The organism is Psychrobacter sp. NG254, assembly GCF_015277735.1.
Lineage (GTDB): Bacteria > Pseudomonadota > Gammaproteobacteria > Pseudomonadales > Moraxellaceae > Psychrobacter.
The window spans coordinates 554,233-572,650 of the sequence record NZ_JADHDA010000002.1 but is presented as its reverse complement, the minus strand read 5'-3'; the positions used below and the strand labels follow the sequence as shown (position 1 = coordinate 572,650).

15 protein-coding genes are annotated in these 18,418 nt (G+C 44.2%); 6 read left to right on the top strand and 9 right to left on the bottom strand.

Going from position 1 to position 18,418, the window contains the following annotated elements; all coding sequences use genetic code 11:
- Window positions 1-27 precede the first annotated feature (27 nt).
- From bioA to coaD, 3 genes are all read right to left on the bottom strand, one after another.
- Window positions 28-1,344 (bottom strand): adenosylmethionine--8-amino-7-oxononanoate transaminase, encoded by a 1,317-nt coding sequence (gene bioA / locus IP510_RS05030; protein ID WP_194363666.1) that lies wholly within the window; start codon window positions 1,342-1,344, stop codon window positions 28-30.
- 49 nt (window positions 1,345-1,393) lie between these two features.
- Window positions 1,394-1,642: a YfhL family 4Fe-4S dicluster ferredoxin gene (locus IP510_RS05025; protein ID WP_194363665.1), complete on the bottom strand. Its 249-nt coding sequence runs from the start codon at window positions 1,640-1,642 to the stop codon at window positions 1,394-1,396.
- A 109-nt stretch (window positions 1,643-1,751) separates the two neighbouring features.
- Window positions 1,752-2,270 (bottom strand): pantetheine-phosphate adenylyltransferase, encoded by a 519-nt coding sequence (gene coaD / locus IP510_RS05020; protein ID WP_194363664.1) that lies wholly within the window; start codon window positions 2,268-2,270, stop codon window positions 1,752-1,754.
- Between the two features lie 250 nt (window positions 2,271-2,520).
- On the opposite strand from coaD, the gene smpB reads away from it, so the two are divergent.
- Window positions 2,521-2,997 (top strand): SsrA-binding protein SmpB, encoded by a 477-nt coding sequence (smpB, locus tag IP510_RS05015; protein ID WP_194363663.1) that lies wholly within the window; start codon window positions 2,521-2,523, stop codon window positions 2,995-2,997.
- A 98-nt stretch (window positions 2,998-3,095) separates the two neighbouring features.
- Here the strand turns inward: smpB and rarD are convergent, their stop codons facing one another.
- Window positions 3,096-4,124, bottom strand: a complete 1,029-nt coding sequence (gene rarD / locus IP510_RS05010) for an EamA family transporter RarD (RefSeq protein WP_265087559.1) — start codon at window positions 4,122-4,124, stop codon at window positions 3,096-3,098.
- Between the two features lie 241 nt (window positions 4,125-4,365).
- Between rarD and IP510_RS05005 the strand changes: the two genes are divergently transcribed.
- Window positions 4,366-4,833 (top strand): Lrp/AsnC family transcriptional regulator, encoded by a 468-nt coding sequence (locus IP510_RS05005; RefSeq protein ID WP_194363662.1) that lies wholly within the window; start codon window positions 4,366-4,368, stop codon window positions 4,831-4,833.
- A gap of 163 nt (window positions 4,834-4,996) precedes the next feature.
- Window positions 4,997-5,779 carry a hypothetical protein gene (locus IP510_RS05000; RefSeq protein WP_194363661.1) on the top strand — a complete coding sequence of 261 codons (783 nt, stop codon included), beginning with the start codon at window positions 4,997-4,999 and terminating at the stop codon, window positions 5,777-5,779.
- Window positions 5,780-5,871: 92 nt separating this feature from the next.
- Here the strand turns inward: IP510_RS05000 and IP510_RS04995 are convergent, their stop codons facing one another.
- Window positions 5,872-6,495: a hypothetical protein gene (locus IP510_RS04995; protein ID WP_194363660.1), complete on the bottom strand. Its 624-nt coding sequence runs from the start codon at window positions 6,493-6,495 to the stop codon at window positions 5,872-5,874.
- A 10-nt stretch (window positions 6,496-6,505) separates the two neighbouring features.
- Window positions 6,506-7,789, bottom strand: a complete 1,284-nt coding sequence (locus IP510_RS04990) for an ammonium transporter (protein WP_413786462.1) — start codon at window positions 7,787-7,789, stop codon at window positions 6,506-6,508.
- Between the two features lie 596 nt (window positions 7,790-8,385).
- Between IP510_RS04990 and IP510_RS04985 the strand changes: the two genes are divergently transcribed.
- From IP510_RS04985 to IP510_RS04975, 3 genes are all read left to right on the top strand, one after another.
- Window positions 8,386-10,830: a YgiQ family radical SAM protein gene (locus tag IP510_RS04985; protein WP_194363659.1), complete on the top strand. Its 2,445-nt coding sequence runs from the start codon at window positions 8,386-8,388 to the stop codon at window positions 10,828-10,830.
- Between the two features lie 340 nt (window positions 10,831-11,170).
- On the top strand, window positions 11,171-11,572 hold the full coding sequence (locus IP510_RS04980) for a hypothetical protein (protein ID WP_194363658.1): 402 nt from the start codon (window positions 11,171-11,173) through the stop codon (window positions 11,570-11,572).
- 182 nt (window positions 11,573-11,754) lie between these two features.
- Complete coding sequence (locus IP510_RS04975; protein WP_227669478.1) at window positions 11,755-12,348, top strand: hypothetical protein; 594 nt, start codon at window positions 11,755-11,757, stop codon at window positions 12,346-12,348.
- Window positions 12,349-12,443: 95 nt separating this feature from the next.
- On the opposite strand, the gene IP510_RS04970 is transcribed toward IP510_RS04975, so the two are convergent.
- The 3 genes from IP510_RS04970 to IP510_RS04960 all read right to left on the bottom strand — a co-directional run bounded on the left by IP510_RS04970 (window position 12,444) and on the right by IP510_RS04960 (window position 18,053).
- Entirely contained in the window at window positions 12,444-14,615 is a 2,172-nt protein-coding gene (locus IP510_RS04970) for a DUF2971 domain-containing protein (RefSeq protein ID WP_194363657.1), read from the bottom strand.
- A 3-nt stretch (window positions 14,616-14,618) separates the two neighbouring features.
- The gene (gene ligA, locus IP510_RS04965) at window positions 14,619-16,742 is read right to left on the bottom strand and encodes an NAD-dependent DNA ligase LigA (RefSeq protein ID WP_194363656.1); all 2,124 of its coding nucleotides are present in this window, start codon (window positions 16,740-16,742) and stop codon (window positions 14,619-14,621) included.
- Window positions 16,743-17,045: 303 nt separating this feature from the next.
- Complete coding sequence (locus IP510_RS04960) at window positions 17,046-18,053, bottom strand: cell division protein ZipA C-terminal FtsZ-binding domain-containing protein (protein ID WP_194363655.1); 1,008 nt, start codon at window positions 18,051-18,053, stop codon at window positions 17,046-17,048.
- Between the last annotated feature and the right edge of the window lie 365 nt (window positions 18,054-18,418).

Below are 18,418 nucleotides of genomic sequence, written 5' to 3'. Positions count from 1 at the left end.
ACTGGCATATAAAACAGGGTTTTATTATTAAACTTCAATATTCGAAGCTTGCGCCAGATAGACTGTCACTACATGTAGTAACGATTGGCATAAAGTCACAAGCTCAGTACTGGTGATAATATAAGGTGGCATGATATACACTAATTTGCCAAATGGTCTGACCCAGATACCATTCTCAATCAACAAAGCCTGAAAAATGGTCATATCAACAGTGTCATGTAATTCAATGACGGCGACTGCACCCAAGCAACGTACTTCAGCAACACCTTCTAATAAGGCGGCTGGTGCTAGCTGCAGCTCCATCGTGCGTTGCATATTGGCAGTACGCGCTTCAATATCATAAGACATAATCAAATTAATCGAGGCACACGCAACCGCACAGGCCAGTGGATTGCCCATAAAGGTTGGGCCATGCATCAATGCCGGATAGTCACTATTATGAATAGTATCGGCAATTTTTCGGGTACATAGCGTTGCGGAAAAGGTCATATAGCCGCCCGTCAACGCCTTTCCAATCGTCATAATGTCTGGGCTGATAGCTGCATGCTCACACGCAAATAACTTACCGCTACGACCAAAACCAGTAGCAATTTCGTCAGCAATCAATAGCACATCATGCTCATCACACAGTTGACGCAGCAGTTGCAGATACTCAGGACTATAAAAACGCATGCCGCCTGCGCCCTGAATAATTGGCTCAATAATAAAACCTGCCAGCTTATCGCTGTGCTCATCAAAAAATGCTGTGAGGGCAACGCGATCAGGTTCTGTTAAAGCCCGCTCAAACCCTAGCGGTGGTGCTGGGACAAAGTGTTGCGTTGGTAACTGCTTACCATACAGGCTATGCATACCATTAATAGGATCACAAACACTCATCGCATGCCAGGTATCACCGTAATAACCAGAATGCGTAGAGGCAAACTGCTGCTTGGTTGGCAGCTTGGCAGCTACTTGATATTGCAGCGCCATTTTCAATGCTACTTCTACTGCGATACTGCCACTGTCCGCATAAAAAATCGCATCAATTCCAGCAGGTACAATAGAGAGCAGCTTTTTGCCCAAATCGATAGCAGGCTGATGGGTCAAACCACCAAACATCACATGCGCCATTTTACCCAATTGTTCAGTGATAGCGGCGTTAAGTACAGGATGGTTATAGCCATGAACGCTCGCCCACCATGACGACATACCATCGATCAGACGTGTGCCGTCTTCGGTAATGATATAAATACCTTCGGCACGATCAATAACGATATTTGGATAAGTGGGTGGCAAGCTAGCATAGGGATGCCAGAGGTGTTGATGATCAAAATCGCTAGTCGATTGAGCAGTAGCTGTCGTCATTTTATAGTTCCTAATGCATATCAAACATCAACACTTGCCTGTGCTGAAATTACTGACCTGTGATGCGCTTATATTTAGACAACAAGTCGCTTTGCGTCTCGACATGATCAGGGTCATGTGGAATACAGTCAACGGGACAAATCACCACGCATTGTGGCTCATCAAAATGTCCGACGCATTCGGTACATAAATCAGGGTCGATAACATAAATATCATCCCCTTCTGAGATTGCCTCATTTGGGCAGGCAGGCTCGCAGACGTCACAGTTGATGCACTCATCAGTGATTAATAGCGCCATGATCTGCTCCTTATATTGTTGCTCGTATTGGGCATAGTAGTATGGTAAATAATAGACATAACTGGCATCGCGCCCTACTTTTAACAAGGCTAGCCAGCAAACATTTTATCTACTGAGTGTTTAGTTTTTTATCAAATGCCTGCAACACGCAAGGGGGAACGAATTTACTGACGTCGCCACCAAGTTTGGCAATTTCACGAATCATCGTGGACGAGATAAATGAATAATTCTGAGACGGGGTCAAAAACACCGCTTCAAAATTCTCATCCAGCTCACGATTCATATTGGCCAACTGAAACTCATACTCAAAATCTGACATCGCTCGTAATCCGCGTAGCACCGCCGTCGCGTTTTTTTCACGCATAAAGTCAACCAGCAGCCCTTCAAACCCAATGACAGATACTTGCGGTAAATCGGCAAACACCGTTTCGACCAAGGCTACACGCTCCTCAAAATTAAACAGAGGTTTTTTGTGATGTCCTGAAGCAACCGCAATCACCACCTCATCAAATAACTTGGTGGCGCGTGTGACCAGATCCACATGACCATTGGTAATGGGGTCAAAAGTCCCAGGATATAAGATTTTGGTGTGTAGTTTTGAGGAAGTAGCAGAAATAGAGTGGCTCATAGCGTGGCTGATATCGTCGATAATAGTAGGCCATATGCTAGCAAATTTTACTCAAACTTAATACTTATCTGCTACATTTGTCCTAACAGCGGATTTACCTTTTGCTCAAAGGCTTTGATACAATAGTCAGTTCGACTCATCCCGCTTATGGTTTAGATAAAAACCATGTTATTGATTGGCTGAGGATGAGGAATCAGTAGGATCAGTTAGATAAGGACGCTGCGCTTTTAGCGATTCTTATGGAGAAATTATGTCAAAAAAATCAAAAAAACCAGATAATCAGATTTGTGCCAATAAAAAGGCACGTCACGAATACTTTATTGAAGAGTCATTTGAGGCAGGTCTTGCCCTACAAGGCTGGGAAGTAAAAGCCATTCGTGCGGGTAAAATGACGATTACCGAAGCTTATGTGATATTTCGTAATAACGAAGCTTTCTTGTTTGGTGCGCACATTCAGCCGCTGTTATCCAGCTCGACGCATGTCAGCCCAGACAGCATTCGTACCCGTAAGTTACTGCTTAATCGTCGTGAAATCGAAAAGCTATCTGGCGCAATCAATCAAAAAGGCTATGCTTGTGTGCCATTGTCTTGCTACTGGAAAAACTCACTGGTGAAATGCCAAATTGGCCTAGCACTGGGTAAAAAGCAGCATGACAAACGTAAAACCTTGAAAGACCGTGATTGGGAACGTGATAAGCAACGCGGCTTTAAGCAGCATTTAGATTAATAGAGTCAGTCTGCTATACAGTGGGACAATGTTAATCTAATACGAAAAAGGACGACTCAATATTTATTGAGCCGTCCTTTTTTATTGTCTATGACATCTCATAGACAATCGGTTTGCTCCTCTAGAGACGTTGCTGTCTGACTATTGGCTTGACGCAGTTGCCTAATACCATGCGCAACCAGACACGCTATGCCTAACCAAATCAGACCGTAGCTATAAATCATTGATGACTCAAACGGATTGCCCAAAACGGTGATGGCCAATACAAATAAGAGTGCTGGCTCTAAATAACTCATCATGCCATACATATTCACAGGTAACATTTGACTGGCGTCTACGTTGGTTTTCATGGCCAAGACACTTAATATGCCCAGCCCTACTAGCATCATGATAAAAAAGCCAGAACCACTTACCAAAGCCACACTACTGGGCGCAAAAAAGAACAGGTAAGCCAAGGCAAATGGTGCAAAAATGCTTAAGTCAACCAACAGTCCAGTTACCGCACCAATACCTTGCAGTCGGCGTAAAATATAATAAACAGGATAGGTACCACATACCCATAGCGTTGCCCATGATACGCTTTGCGTGCGCACAATTTCGCTACCCACCCCTACTGCGGCAAATGCCACTGCCAACCATTGCAGGCGGCTTAGTTTTTCGCCAAAGAGGACACAGCCAAACACCACCATCATGAGTGGGAATAAAAAATAACCCATCGCGGTTTGCACACCTTGACCATTAACTGGTGCCCACATAAATAACCAAAACTGGCTGAGAAATATCGGCGTAGGTAGTAGCAACCAAGCCCATTGCTTCGCGCCCTTTAGCGCTTTTAGTTTATCAATGTGCAACCCCAGACGTCCACTTACCACCAGATATCCTACCAACGCTGCCCACATCGCAAGCATCCGCCAAATAAACACTTGCGTTCCTGATAGTGGCGCTAAAAAACTGCTATACGCATAGAGTACGCCAAATAACACATTGGATAGTATGGCAAAAGACACCCCTAATATCAGGGTACGTTGTTGTGCGTTACCTGCCGTCCAAATCGCAGGCAATGGCAAACGTGCAGCAGTCGTTGCTAGCGTATTAGTGAAGATATTGGAGAGCATCGAGATAGACATTATAAGCACCGTAGATATTAATAGATGGTAGAGAACCAATCGGTAGCTCTTATTTTGAAGCGACTCTAATTGGTACAGTCTATTTTACTAGGGTGCTTTGATACATTATCTCTATATATCTATATTAATGAATAAAATTATCAAATAAGTACGTTATAAATTATTATTTTCTTATACTAGGGCTTTTAGTGATAATATTTATAAAATATAAAAAGATTACTACTATTAAGGAAGTCGGGACATGAGCCATACTTTAGACAATATTGATAAAGCCATTTTGAACTTGCTACAAGATGATTCGACCCTACCGCTTAAAACTGTCGCAGAGCGAGTGCATGTATCTATTGCAACGGCGCAGCGGCGTATACAGGCGCTAATAGATAATGACGTAATTACCAAACAAGTAGCCATCGTCAATCCTGACAAAGTGGGCTATGGTCTGACGGCAGTGGTGATGATAGAAATGGAGCGCTCTAATACCTCAATGCAGCATCGGTTTGAGCGCCTGATGGACGCGCAATCACGAATCATGAGCTGTTATGAAGTATCAGGGGATTTTGATTTTATGCTTATGGTCAATGCGAAAAACATGAGTGACTATCATCAGTTCACGCGCAGCTTGTTGACTTACGAGAATAATGTACGCAACTTCAAAAGTCAGTTTGTGATGAACTTTACGAAGAGTGGGACAAAAATCACGCTAGATTAATTACAACCAATAAGTCACAGCTAAATTTACCCATCATATGACAATTGAAGATAAGTAGCTAAATGATATCTAAACCCTGTACGATATCACCAGAAGTCTAGTGATAAATAAAACCTCAATAGCCAATTTCGTAAGCCCATTTATTAGACAAGGAAGCCTAATCATGACCGACAATACAAATGCTGCTAGCAAAGATATGCGCATAGCACTAAAACAGTCCAATCTAAGACCATCAAATTCAAAATCATCACATCCAAAAACCATAATGGCAGGTGCTCTGTTTGCTACGGTACTAGCCAGCTCAGGCTGTGCCACCAGCTCATTGTTAGACAATAACGGGCATGCCAGTACCAGCACAACGAAGCAAATATTGTCTGAAGATCAAATTGTTGCCTTTGGTCGCCCTGCGCAGGCGTTACCAAAAATGCCAAACGCGACAATGGTTATCGTGGGTGAAAAGAACAGCTACGTGCTCACCCAAGGTGGGACAGAGATGGTGAACTTACTGAGTAATCTGACGCAAAAAAACATTCAAGTAGATAACGATATGAGCTTTGATGTACCCAACAACGATGGGTACTTTCAAGGTGAAATGAAACTGTCTTATGCTAAATTAAAAGACGAATTTGGGCGCTCAGATTATCAGTTCTTTTTGCAAAATAACGGTAAAGAATGTACCTCGGCAAGCGATCAACGTATCAATGCTCAGCGCTTTTGCTTTAGCGTGCCTGTCAAAGGCGCTATCTACCCACAAGTCAGTAACTTAAGCCTAATTCAGTCAAATTATCGCGCTTTAACCAAACCCTATACGGTGAGATTTTATACGCAGACTCAGCAAGATGTTGTCACTCGTAGCGGTCCAAATAGCGCACAAAAACTGGTCTTACTACCCTTTGCCCTCGCCTTTGACGTGGTTACTTTCCCACTTCAGCTATTAGATAATTAGTAAGCTATTAGGCAGCTCACCGTTCGTGTTAAAACGTAGAGCACGTTACGAGGGAGTCTTTATCATAGATCGTAACGTGCTTATTTAATCGATTAAAACAACTGTTCGACCAGTGCTTTCGGGTAGCTTTGCTTAGTCGCTTGTGCTGCTCGAAACATCATTTCATCTGCTTCAACAGGCCCTGCAACATCGCACAAGCACACATAGGCCAGCTGCACCAAATTGTTTAAGAGATACTCATCGTCAGGTACGGATGGAAGACCCCCTTCCAAAAACTGTTTGATATGGATGCTATGCCCTTTGAAGGTGCGTTCTTGCGAAACAGTTTGGTGCATCGTCAGAAATAAATTGTGATTTTCCATGTCTGTTAGCTGACTACGAAGCGCCTCAATGACGCTATAAAACGCCAAAACCAATTGTGAGACGATGACTGGCGTATCGATGATGTCGCTATGATCATCCACCTCCTGTATCTGCGAATTGCTCGTTTGCAACGTATCCCAAAAGGCTTTACGAATATCAGACTTGTGATCTTGTAGCTCAGGATAGCGTCTCGTGGCATCCAATATGCATTGCTGCATCATTTTTACAGAGACCGACGAGTACCGTTGCCACTGCGATTTAAGCAGCCGTACCTCTTCAGGATGCAGATACGCTGCAAGTATCTCTGTCATCGCGGACACAGCTTGGTCTACGGATTGAGTATCAATATTCATCAGCTCTCTCCTATAAATGCCGCTCGGTTAAACTCTTGGAATCAAACATCTGCTTCTGGAATTCAGGGTAACCAAGCTCTGCATGCTCAGTATAATCAAGGCCACGCTGCTCATGTAAGCGGCTTGCCTTTAATCCAAAACTGAAATCAATGAGCTTATACATCACAAGACCCAACCCTAGCCCCCAAGCTAATGCCACGCCCACGCCCAGTGCTTGTATACCAATCCGTGATAAGTTGAACAAATCCCCTGTATAAAACAATCCTGCTGCAAGTGTACCCCATGCACCGCCAAAACCATGTACTGCTACAGCCGATACCACATCATCTACTTTGAACTTTAACAATGCCTGCGTGGATAGGATATAGACGACGGAGGCGACCGCACCAATGACAATAGCAAAGATAGGTGTCGTTGTGGCACAGCCTGCGGTGATGGAGACCAAGCCAATCAAACTGGCATTGACACTATCACTCAGCAAAATCGCTTTGTTAAGTGTCCGAGAGATCAACATATAACTCACGACAGCGCTCACTGCTGCAATGAAAGTATTGACGGCGATCAAGCCGATATCACCTGTAATAGACAAGGTCGATCCAGCATTGAACCCGAACCAGCCAAACCATAAGATAAATCCGCCCAGCGCGAGCAACGTCATGTTGTGCCCTGCGATTAGTCTGGGCGTGCCATCAGGGGCAAACCGGCCCAGTCTTGGGCCAATGACCAAGATACCTGCCAGCGCAAGCCAACCTCCGATCGAATGCACGACAGTAGACCCAGCGAAATCAATAAAACCAAGCTCGGCTAGCCAACCCGTACCGCCGAAATGACCGCCCCACACCCAACTGGCAAACACAGGATAGATAAACAGACAAATCAGACAGGCGGCGACTGCATAGCCGATGAACGAGACACGCTCTGCCATCGCTCCACTAGCAATGGTCACCGCTGTCGCCGCAAACATCATCTGAAAAAACATCAGTGCCCAGTCCATATTGGACAACTCAGTTGGCATAAAATGATCCGTACCGACAAATCCTGAGTGATTGTTGCCCATCATTAGCCCAAAGCCGACCAAATAAAATGCCAGACCACCGATGCACATATCGGTATAGTTTTTCATCATCACGTTTACTGCATTCTTTGCTCGTACCGATCCACTCTCTAGTAATGCAAAACCTGCCTGCATAAAAAACACCAATACCCCGCCCCAGATAATCCAAGCGATGTTTTGATATTCGAGCAGCTGTGCCACTGTCAAGGTATCCGTCTCTGCGGCTTGGGCGCTACCCATCGCTGTAAACAGTAGTGTACCCAGCACCAGTATATTGCTTAGCGATGACCTTAATAGTTTTAATAAGCCCTTTATCATGTCTAGCCCCGCGAATGATGCTCTCATTTTATCTCCAAACACTTATCTATCTGTTCAAATGTTATCGGTGCACCATTTTCACTCATCAGTGTGCACAAATAAGCCCTAACAGGTGTGGAGCAAAACCTGTGCCAAAATCTACTATGAGAAATTTATAAATATAAGAAAACAAATGATTAGTATTAACCAAATTCATATTTTGATTATTGTGCTTGTACTCATGTAATTATGAATTGAACAAGGATGGAGAATATTACTTAATATGAGGTTTATAGCGCCAATTATGTGACTGTTCTGCCTAGACTACTTTTGCCATTATCTTGCTGTGCTAACAGCTTACTTTGCATGAGCAGTTTATCTCATGCTATCAATAACTTATCATTAATCGCCCATCATAGAATAGGTCGCATAGTGAGGGCGATTCATGTTAAAATGAGCGCTTTTAAATTCGCCTTTATTATCAGTGAGTGATAAGGGACGTATTTTTAGTGCCAATTTTCTAATTAACAGGTCCGCCCATGTCTGCCGATACCATCGCCCGCACTGCCTTTAAACAAGGCACCAAGCCACTTTATGATTATGACAAACACTGGGCGAGCTGCTACGAGCCAGCGCCTTATCTGCCGATGAGCCGCAAAGAGATGGATGATCTGGGCTGGGATGCTTGTGACGTCATCATCATCTCAGGTGATGCCTACGTCGATCATCCAAGCTTTGGTATGGCGATTATTGGTCGCCTATTAGAATCTCAAGGCTTCCGTGTTGGTATCATTGCTCAGCCAGATTGGAAGAGCAAAGACGCCTTTATGGAACTGGGCAAACCTGTCTATGCTTATGGCGTGACCGCGGGCAACATGGATAGCATGATCAACCGCTACACGGCAGATCGTAAAATCCGTAGCGATGATGCGTACTCTCCTGGTAACGTGGCAAACAAACGCCCTGACCGCGCCGCTATCGTCTATAGCCAGCGCTGCCGTGAAGCCTATCCTGATGTGCCTATTATTTTAGGCGGTATCGAAGGCAGCTTACGCCGTATCGCTCATTATGATTATTGGTCAGACAAAGTCCGCCGTAGTATCTTGCTGGATGCCCGTGCTGACGTCTTACTGTATGGTAATGCTGAGCGTGCCATCGTCGATGTGGTACATGGTCTGTCTAAAGGCTATAGCTTTGAGCAAATGAGCAAATTGCGTGGTACATCGTATCTGTTGACTCCAACACGCCGCCACTGGCAAGACGGTATGACTGAAGTCGCGAGTAACGACGTCGATACCGTTGGCCGTGTCGATCCGATCATCAATCCTTATGTGATGACTGAAGATATTGATAGCTGCTCAATTGAGCAAGAAAAGCCAAGCGACTCGCCAGTTGGTCAAGCCATGTCATCTATGTCGTCACAGTATCAGGGATTTGTCGCTGAGCCTGTGACCAACAAAGTCATCAACGCCGATCAAGTGGACGAAGAGACGCAAGTGGTACAAATGCGCGGTTTTGATAAGCCGATGACCGCACGTAAGCATAAGCTAAAAATGCCACCACGTGAGCAGACAGTTATTCGCCTGCCTGATTATGAGCACGTCAAATCTGACCCTGTGCTCTATGCTCATGCGAGTCGTATCTTGCATCTAGAGACCAATCCAGGTAATGCCCGTGCGCTGGTGCAGCGTCATAGCAGCGGTGCAGGCAACTCCCATACTTCTATCGATGTATGGCTCAACCCACCACCGATTCCGCTCTCAACTGAAGAGATGGATTATGTGTTTGACTTGCCGTATGCACGCCTGCCTCATCCAAGCTACGGTGATGCGCGCATCCCTGCTTATGACATGATTAAGTTTTCAGTCAATATCATGCGCGGCTGTTTTGGTGGTTGTACCTTCTGCTCGATCACTGAGCACGAAGGCCGCATTATCCAAAGCCGTTCAGAAGACTCTATCTTGCGCGAGGTTGAAGCGATTCGTGATACCGCGCCTAACTTTACTGGCGTGATATCGGACCTTGGTGGCCCAACTGCCAATATGTATCGTCTGAGTTGTAAAGACGAGACGATTGAAAAGAACTGCCGTAAGCCCTCTTGCGTCTATCCTGACGTCTGTGAGAACTTGATTACCGATCACAGTAATTTGACCAAGCTGTATCGCAAAGCGCGTGATATCAAAGGCGTGAAAAAAATCCTGATTGCGTCTGGCTTGCGTTATGACTTGGCGGTGAAAGACCCTGAATACGTCAAAGAGTTGGTCAGTCATCATGTCGGTGGCTATCTAAAGATTGCTCCTGAGCACTCTGAAGAAGGCGTGCTATCGAAGATGATGAAGCCGGGCATGGGCAGCTATGACAAATTTAAAGCCATGTTTGAGCAGTACAGCCAAGAAGCGGGCAAAGAGCAATATCTGATTCCTTACTTCATCGCCGCCCATCCGGGTACCAAAGATGAAGACATGATGAACCTTGCCCTTTGGCTCAAAAGTAATGGCTACCGTGCTGACCAAGTACAGGCATTTTATCCAAGCCCAATGGCAACCGCGACCACCATGTATCATACGCACAAAGATCCGCTACATAAGATCAGCCGTGATGAAGGTGACATGGATATCGTCAAGTCTGGCAAGCAGCGTAAACTGCACAAAGCGTTCCTCCGTTATCATGATCCAAAAAACTGGGTGATGCTGCGTAAAGCTCTGCAAGATATGGGTCGTAGTGACTTGATCGGTAAAAACCGTGGTTGCCTGATTCCGCCATTTAACGCCAGTTTAGAAGGGCGTGATGCCGCGCAAGATACTTATCAGTCAGCGCGCAAAAAGAACAGCCGTGTTGGTAATGACTCAGTGAAGCGTAGCAATAATTCGTCAAATAGTAATGCAGCGGCAAAAGGCGCAGCAGCTACAAACACTAAAAAAAGAGTCAGCAAAGGCAACTTCCAAACTCAACATACGGGTCTGCCGCCGCGTAAAACCAAGTAGTATTGATAGTATAAAAATGCATGCTCGAATTAGAGCGTGTTAAGTCAATCAAAAAAGCGCCTATCAGCCATTCGTTGATAGGCGCTTTTTTATAATCAGATTTTATAGTCAGATTCTATAACCATGATTTTCAAAACACGAGCTTCAAAATCAGCATTTCATACTGTACATGTACTATGAAACTGCAAGTTACATTCGACAGCGGTTGGGTAACGAAGCTAACAGGTAACAAACAATTTCTAACATTGACATGGTTCATTTTCGCTACTATAAGCCTCATATGCTAAACGCATCATTAAGAACAAGTAAATGACACCAGTAAAAAGCTTTGGAGAGCACTATGAAAATAATAACTAAAATTGCAACCGCCCTACCTGCCCTTGCGCTATTGAGCGCTTGTGCGACTACCGCACCGACTGCGACTGATACACCTGTGCCAGAAAAGGTCACAGCAGCCTATGATCGTATGGCACCAGCACCATACACCTGTACGGATGACAGTACCATCATGGCAAAACAGTCTATTAATAAAGAACAAGTGATGCTCAATGTGACTTTGCCTAAAGTAAAATGGGCCGAGCAACCTGTCATCTTAAATGGTGCGGTAAAAGGTGAAGTGGCAAGCTATGTAAATGATTCAAACCCAGAAGTCGTCTATGCATGGCACATGAAAGATGACAAAGGTATCTTTGCGATGAAATGGGCAAACGGTAAGGAATACCAAGTAAACTGCCAAATCTAATTCGCTAAAGACCATCTAATAGTTGTCACAGATAAATAGCAGTCATTTTATAATGGCTGCTTTTTTGTGCATATTCATTCGATATCTCTATGAACATGGCTATATCAAAATTTACCATCCGATGTATTTCGCTAGAGAACCCTACAGAAAGCTGTCAAAATAGCAGGTAAAGTACATTAATCATGACTGATAATAAAAAGGATAACTCGATGGCAAAGCGTCTGATAAATCTAACGGTGATTGCAGCGGCCAGTATGTGGGCGCTGGCAGGATGTGATAGCAGTGCTGATGCTGTCAATGTCACCGACCAAGCAGCTGATAAAGTGGAGACGTCGGCTACCGCAGCAGCACCCTCAACAGCAGAAGGCAAACCAGCGGCCAATACCATCGACTGGTCGATGATGGATAGTGGCGAAAAGCCTGCTGATCCTACCACTTACAAATATCCATTTGCGCTCGATAGCCAAAACGTCCGTGATTATGCAGATTACTTTAAGGTGGACGCGGCGACTGCGCAGCATAATCTAACCATTAGCATGGCCAGTAACGAGGCAGTGTCAAAAATATTGGATCAACTGAGTGAGACCTATACTTCACATGAGCTGACCGATGGCAATGAGATGACGCTTATCATTCATACCACGCCTGATGTCGCTGCCAGTCGTTATGATTACGTGCTGTCTGATGACTTTGCCAAAGGATTGGTGCTACCTATCGTGATACAGCCAGATGGTAAGAAAGGTAATGCAAAAGCGCATAGTGAGATGGTGGAGTAGAAAACTTACGTATCGTACAGGTGGTAATCCATGAAATTAAACATGGATTATCACCGAGCTACCACTGCATTTTTAGGCCTATATATCTAGTTTGACTATCGAAATACATTCGCTGATACTTCAATTGGTACATCCACGTTTTGTAAGATATATTCAAAATACCTTTTGTGTTGAAGCGCAGCAGGAGCTATATAGATTTTATCGAGATGGTCTTTAACGCTAGGTTCATACTCGACATATAGAAAACTACCATATTTCATTGTCACTTCAGGCCTATCGATTGAAGTGATATAAATCATCCTACACTCTTGCTCTTCACGAAATGCTGAATGCTTTATCAAATACTTCAAAGGTAAAAGGATTTCATCTAATAAGGTGTTCAACTCTTTCTGCTTCAAGCTCCCAAGAATAAACCTTACACTGTTAATTTCCGTCTCTACTTCTTCATAAGTAACCTTAAGATCTTCATAAGCAATTTTGAATTCATCAGTAATGATCTTTATATAATCTTGATAAATACCCCACTCATATTCAGCTTGAGATTGCTTGATACCATCTTTTATTATCGTCTTATCACCAAACTCTCTAAAAAACGTTAAACGATTTCGCTGTGCTAAATGAAAATATTCTGAAGCTGGGTCTAAATAAACACATCTCATTACTGAATGTTTAATCACCTCACGTTTATGACTACCATTTTCGTTCTTAGTCTCTTGAACCCTTTTATCATAAAGCTTTTTACTATCTATACCTGAAACAGCCTTAGTATCGTTTGACGTATTCTCAATTGATAAATAAGAAATTCCTCCTGCAAAGTTTTTTGGCTGGAAAAAGCTTTTGTTAAAAACTAAGCTTACTCCAGAAGCCTCTTTGTTATCTTGTTTACCATAAAGTCTAAATTGATTTAGACTGTCATTATTAAAAGTAAAACAGCCTATAAAAGCATGAAACTCTTCATTAAAACCTAATGCAGTAAAATTATTATCTTTTACACTTTTCAGCTTTCTAATAAGCAATTGACCCTCACTAGGATCATTAACGTTATTAATTGTATTAAGACGAAATGCGCTTGGAAAGTTTTTTTCTTCATCACTCTCTAGCAAAATATTAGCGGTGAACGTACTGGTATAGTGTGCAAGCTTTCTTTCGAAAGGCTTTTCTTCATCAGCATATTTCCTGAAATCTAGCGTCAAAATATTAACTACATCTAATACCAGATTGAAAATTTCAAGCAAACTTAGACCAAGTTTTTTTGTCTTGGAAGCTTCCAGTAAATCGCATATTTTTTTATAGCAATAAGTTTCATAGGGATAATCTGACTCAGCATTAGTAAATGCATTTTTGGCATCAGCGTAATTTTTTGATTCATGGTCAAAAATTAGAAGCTTACCGATTTCATATTGAGCAGACATATATATTTTTAACTCATCTGAAGATAGTATATTGCTCCATATTCTAATAGCTTGTTTGGTATCGCCTTTGTTTTTAAAATCAAAACCTACCATTAATTGTGCAAAGGCATAATGTGTAGCATTGTCTTTACGTTGCACTCTACGTAATGCGTCTAGAAACCCTACGTCACTCCCCATATCTTTCATCAAAGAAGCGATTATAAGCTCTGCTTTGGCATACACTCTTGAATCATCAGAACTCTTAATATCACATAAATGCTTTAATGCACCCTCATATTCATCTTGCTCTTTTAGTATCTGAGAAGCTAGATATCTAGATTTTGCATAGGCATGAGGACTATCCGAGTGGTCAATAGCTTCTAAAAGTAATAAAGCAGATTCTTTATCATCATTGATATATAGCATTAGTCCGAGATTATATTGTGCTTGACTGTATGTCTCCAAATCATCTGCTCGGTTAATGTTCTTCCAAGCTACCTGAGCAGCATTCTTATCGCCCTTTGTATCCAAAGCGACCCCACTATCGAATTGTGCATGAGCATATGCCTTTGGATCATCTGTGCGCTTTATATTACTCCATGCAGATAACGCCTTTTCGGTATCTCTATTTTTTTCAAAAGCGATACCTGTATTCAATTGAGCATAAGCATAAGAATTTGGACTATCTTTCCGTTCAATATCTTTCCACACAGATAACGCACCAGAAACATTATTACCTTGTGCTAAGATAATACCAATATTAAACTGAGATTCCGCATATGCCTCATCCCCATCCTTCTCACGCGTCACCTTTTGCAACTCTTTAATTTCTTGCCGAGTTTCTTCGTCCAGACCTTCCATGTCATCAGTATTCATACTCTACTCCCCAACCAACGCCAAAAACTCTTCCTCACCCACCACTTTCACACCCAGCTTCTCAGCCTTCGCCATTTTTGAGCCAGCTTTTTCGCCTGCCAATAATGCCGTGGTTTTAGCAGAAATACTGCCGGATACTTTTGCGCCCAGTGCCTGTAGTTTGGCTTTGGCTTCATCACGCGCCATGCTGCTAAGTGCACCCGTAATCACCCACGTCTGCCCATCAAGTGGTAGCCCTTCAGATGCGACCTGCTCGACCTTATCCCAATGGACGCCAGCCTCGCGTAATGCAGTGATGACTTCGATATTATGTGGCGCACGGAAGAACTCGTAAGCCAGCTCGGCAGTGATGGTGCCAACGTCAGGGGTTTTAATTAGGGTTTCGATACTGGCTGCCATCAGGCTATCGAGGTCACCAAATTGCTGAGCAAAGTTTTGCGCTGTGCCCTCGCCCACACCACGTATGCCAAGCGCATAAATAAAACGAGCCAATGTCGTGTGCTTACTGGCTTCAATGGCATTGATGATGTTTTGTACGGATTTTTCGCCCAATTTTTCTAGCGTGACCATCTCATCCGTGTGAGTGTGCAATTGGTAAATATCTGCCACAGTTTTGACCAAACCGTGCTCAAAGAAGCTAATAAGCCAACTCGCGCCAAGCCCATCGATATCCATGGCACGACGTGAGACAAAGTGAATCAGTGCTTCTTGCTGCTGCGCAGGACAAAATAGGCCACCAGTACAGCGTGCCAATGCTTCATCTTCTGGCAGCACCACAGGCGAGTCGCAGACAGGACAAGTAGCCGGTAGCGTGACTGGTGTGGAGTCTGCTGGGCGTTGGTCATGCCAAACGCGGCTGACTTTCGGTATCACATCACCAGCACGGTGTACGCTGATCATATCGCCTGCACGCACGTCCAAACGCTGAATCTCACCAAAGTTGTGCAAGGTCACATTACTGACAGTGACACCGCCGACTTTGACGGGTTCGAGCTTACCGACTGGGGTGATTTGACCGGTACGCCCGACTTGCCATTCGATATCATTTAGACGCGTCATGACGGTTTCAGCAGGGAATTTATAGGCAGTCGCCCAGCGCGGCTCACGGGACAAAAATCCAAGTTGCTGCTGTAGCGCAAGGCTATTGACCTTGATGACCATACCATCGATTTCAAACGGCAAACTGGCACGGCTCTCAATCACTGACTCATAATAGGTCTGGGCAGCACGTGGATTTGCCACCACTTCTACGGCGCTGACCGTAAATCCAAGCTCGGTGAGCCATGCCAGCGCCCCTGACTGAGTGTCGATAGTATCTGGCAAACCTTGATTGACCGAATAGCCGTAGAATGCCAGTGGACGACTGGCGGCGACGGCAGGATCTAACTGACGTAAGCTACCAGCGGCCGCATTACGCGGATTGGCAAAGGTTTTACCCTCACTCTCTTCTGCTAAACGATTGAGACGCTCAAACCCTGCCTTTGGCATCAATACTTCACCGCGCACTTCTAATAGCTCGATGTCAGCGGCACCTGCAATCCAAAGTGGCAAGTTACGAATGGTCTTGGTGTTTTGCGTGATGTCTTCACCTGTCTGCCCATCACCACGCGTGACGGCTTGCACGAACTTACCGTGCTCATATTTTAACGATACTGCTAGCCCGTCGAGCTTTAATTCCATCTCATATTCTGGACTTTGCTGAGACACGCTGAGACGGTCATTGACACGGCGCATAAAATCGCGCAAATCATCGTACTCAAAGACATTGCCCAGCGATAGCATTGGAATGTCATGCGTGACTTGGGTAAAGGCTGATAACGGCATGTCACCGACTTGATTGATCGGACTGTCTGGCTGTACCAAATCTGGATGTGCTTCTTCAACCTCAAGCAGTGAGCGACGCAACTGATCGTATTCGCTGTCCTCTAATATCGGATTATCAAGCACGTAATAGGCATAGTTATGCGTCTTAATCGCGTCAATAAGCGCACGCATTTGCGAGACAATCTCTGTACTATTATTGGTACTGCCATCGGTCGGACTGGGTACATTAGAGGTCGCAGGTGCTTGGCTTTCTACTTGGGCAGATAGATTTTTAGAATTATTTGGTGAGGTAGAGTCAGTCATAGTCGGCGTCTTTTTCGCAATTCAAGATACCGATATGATAACAAGTTTGCAGTAGGCTCGGTATAGTCAATCCCATATAAATCAGCGATGGCATCAGGCCTACTTAGCTTAGTGCTTTGCGCACTTTTACTCGACCTGCTTGTCTCCAACTTATCTTGGACTGAGTGTGACTTTTTTAATAAATATACATTGAAAAAAATGCAGACCATAAAAAAGGCAAATAACGTCGAGCGCTATTTGCCCTTTTATTGCTTCTTAGATTAATCAGTGCTTAGTCTGCATCATGCTTAACTTGCACAATTTTTAACCTGCATAGTCGCGGACTTGGTTACGTAGCTGCTGCTTGTATTCAGGGGTTATTGCTTCGTTTTCTTCGTCCAAGATAGTCGCGTCAAGATCGCTTGCCATCATATAGGCAATACTCATCATACTATCAAAGCTGTGCACGGCTTGTGGATGCGGCAATGACAAGAACACCACCACGCCATTATAACTGTTGGTCGCGACACTATGCGGATCAAAGGGCGCGATACCACTGTCGGTGATACCCATCATACTAAACCACAATATGCCTGTGCCGTCTTTTTGCTCGTAGCGATGGAACATGTTCATCGCGCCATAGCGTAGGCCATATTTATCAATCAGTGCCAGCAAATCACGACCACGGATAATTGCCGCTGGACGATCACGATATTGGTTCGGCAAGATGGTGATATTGATGTTGTCTTTGGCATGGATCAGTGGGCCATTTTGCGCATCATCGCCTGACTCTGATAAATGCTGATCAAGTATCGGACTGTTTTCATCGAAGCTTGGCTCTTCTGCAGTATCGATTGATGGCATCAGGCTATCAGTCGCTGACATTAGGCTTGAGAACGCATCAGGCTCTTGTTCTATATGCATCTGCTCGGCAACTTCTACGAACTCAGCACTGTCGGCACGGCGCTGCTCATCTTGCCAGCGCGCATAGTCGGCATCATCTATCACACCATAGTCATCATCCGGCGCGGCATGATCAAGCTGGGTATTGACAGTAGTGTGCGACTCGGTCAGAGGCGCTTCCTCGACGACGGCATCTAGATAGCTACGATCAGGGCCAATGCTTGTCTCGCCCGCGACCGTATCATCCAAATCTGGCTGATCAACGATATTGCGCTCGTGACGCGGTATGATGGGAATACCATTTTTATCATAATTGACCGCAGCAGCTTCGGTAGCACCTCGGCGCTTAAAGCTGCGAATGACCATAAACAGCCCTGCAAACACGATAAACGCGGCAACGGCAATCAATATAAACTGAACAACGGTCATGATAAATACATCCTAGTATATATAACAAAAGAGAATACACAATCGAGCATAAATGGCAATATTCTAGCATGGCAAACTCATGCCGTCATCACATTGTGTATTTTATAACCAGTATGCTTGACTGAGCTCAAAATCAACAGTGTCTATGCCAACTGGTTCATTGCATTGACTTATTTAATCACAGTGCATACATTAGTGTTCTACTATAGTCAGCTCAATAGTTAACGGAGTCACTATACGGTCGATACAGCAGGGCTGATAGCGATTTTTTATTGCCATTACATAGGCAATCACAGCATAAAACATATCACTTGCGCACTTATCATGATGTCCGATACCCGTATCATTTCAGGTCAATGATAGGT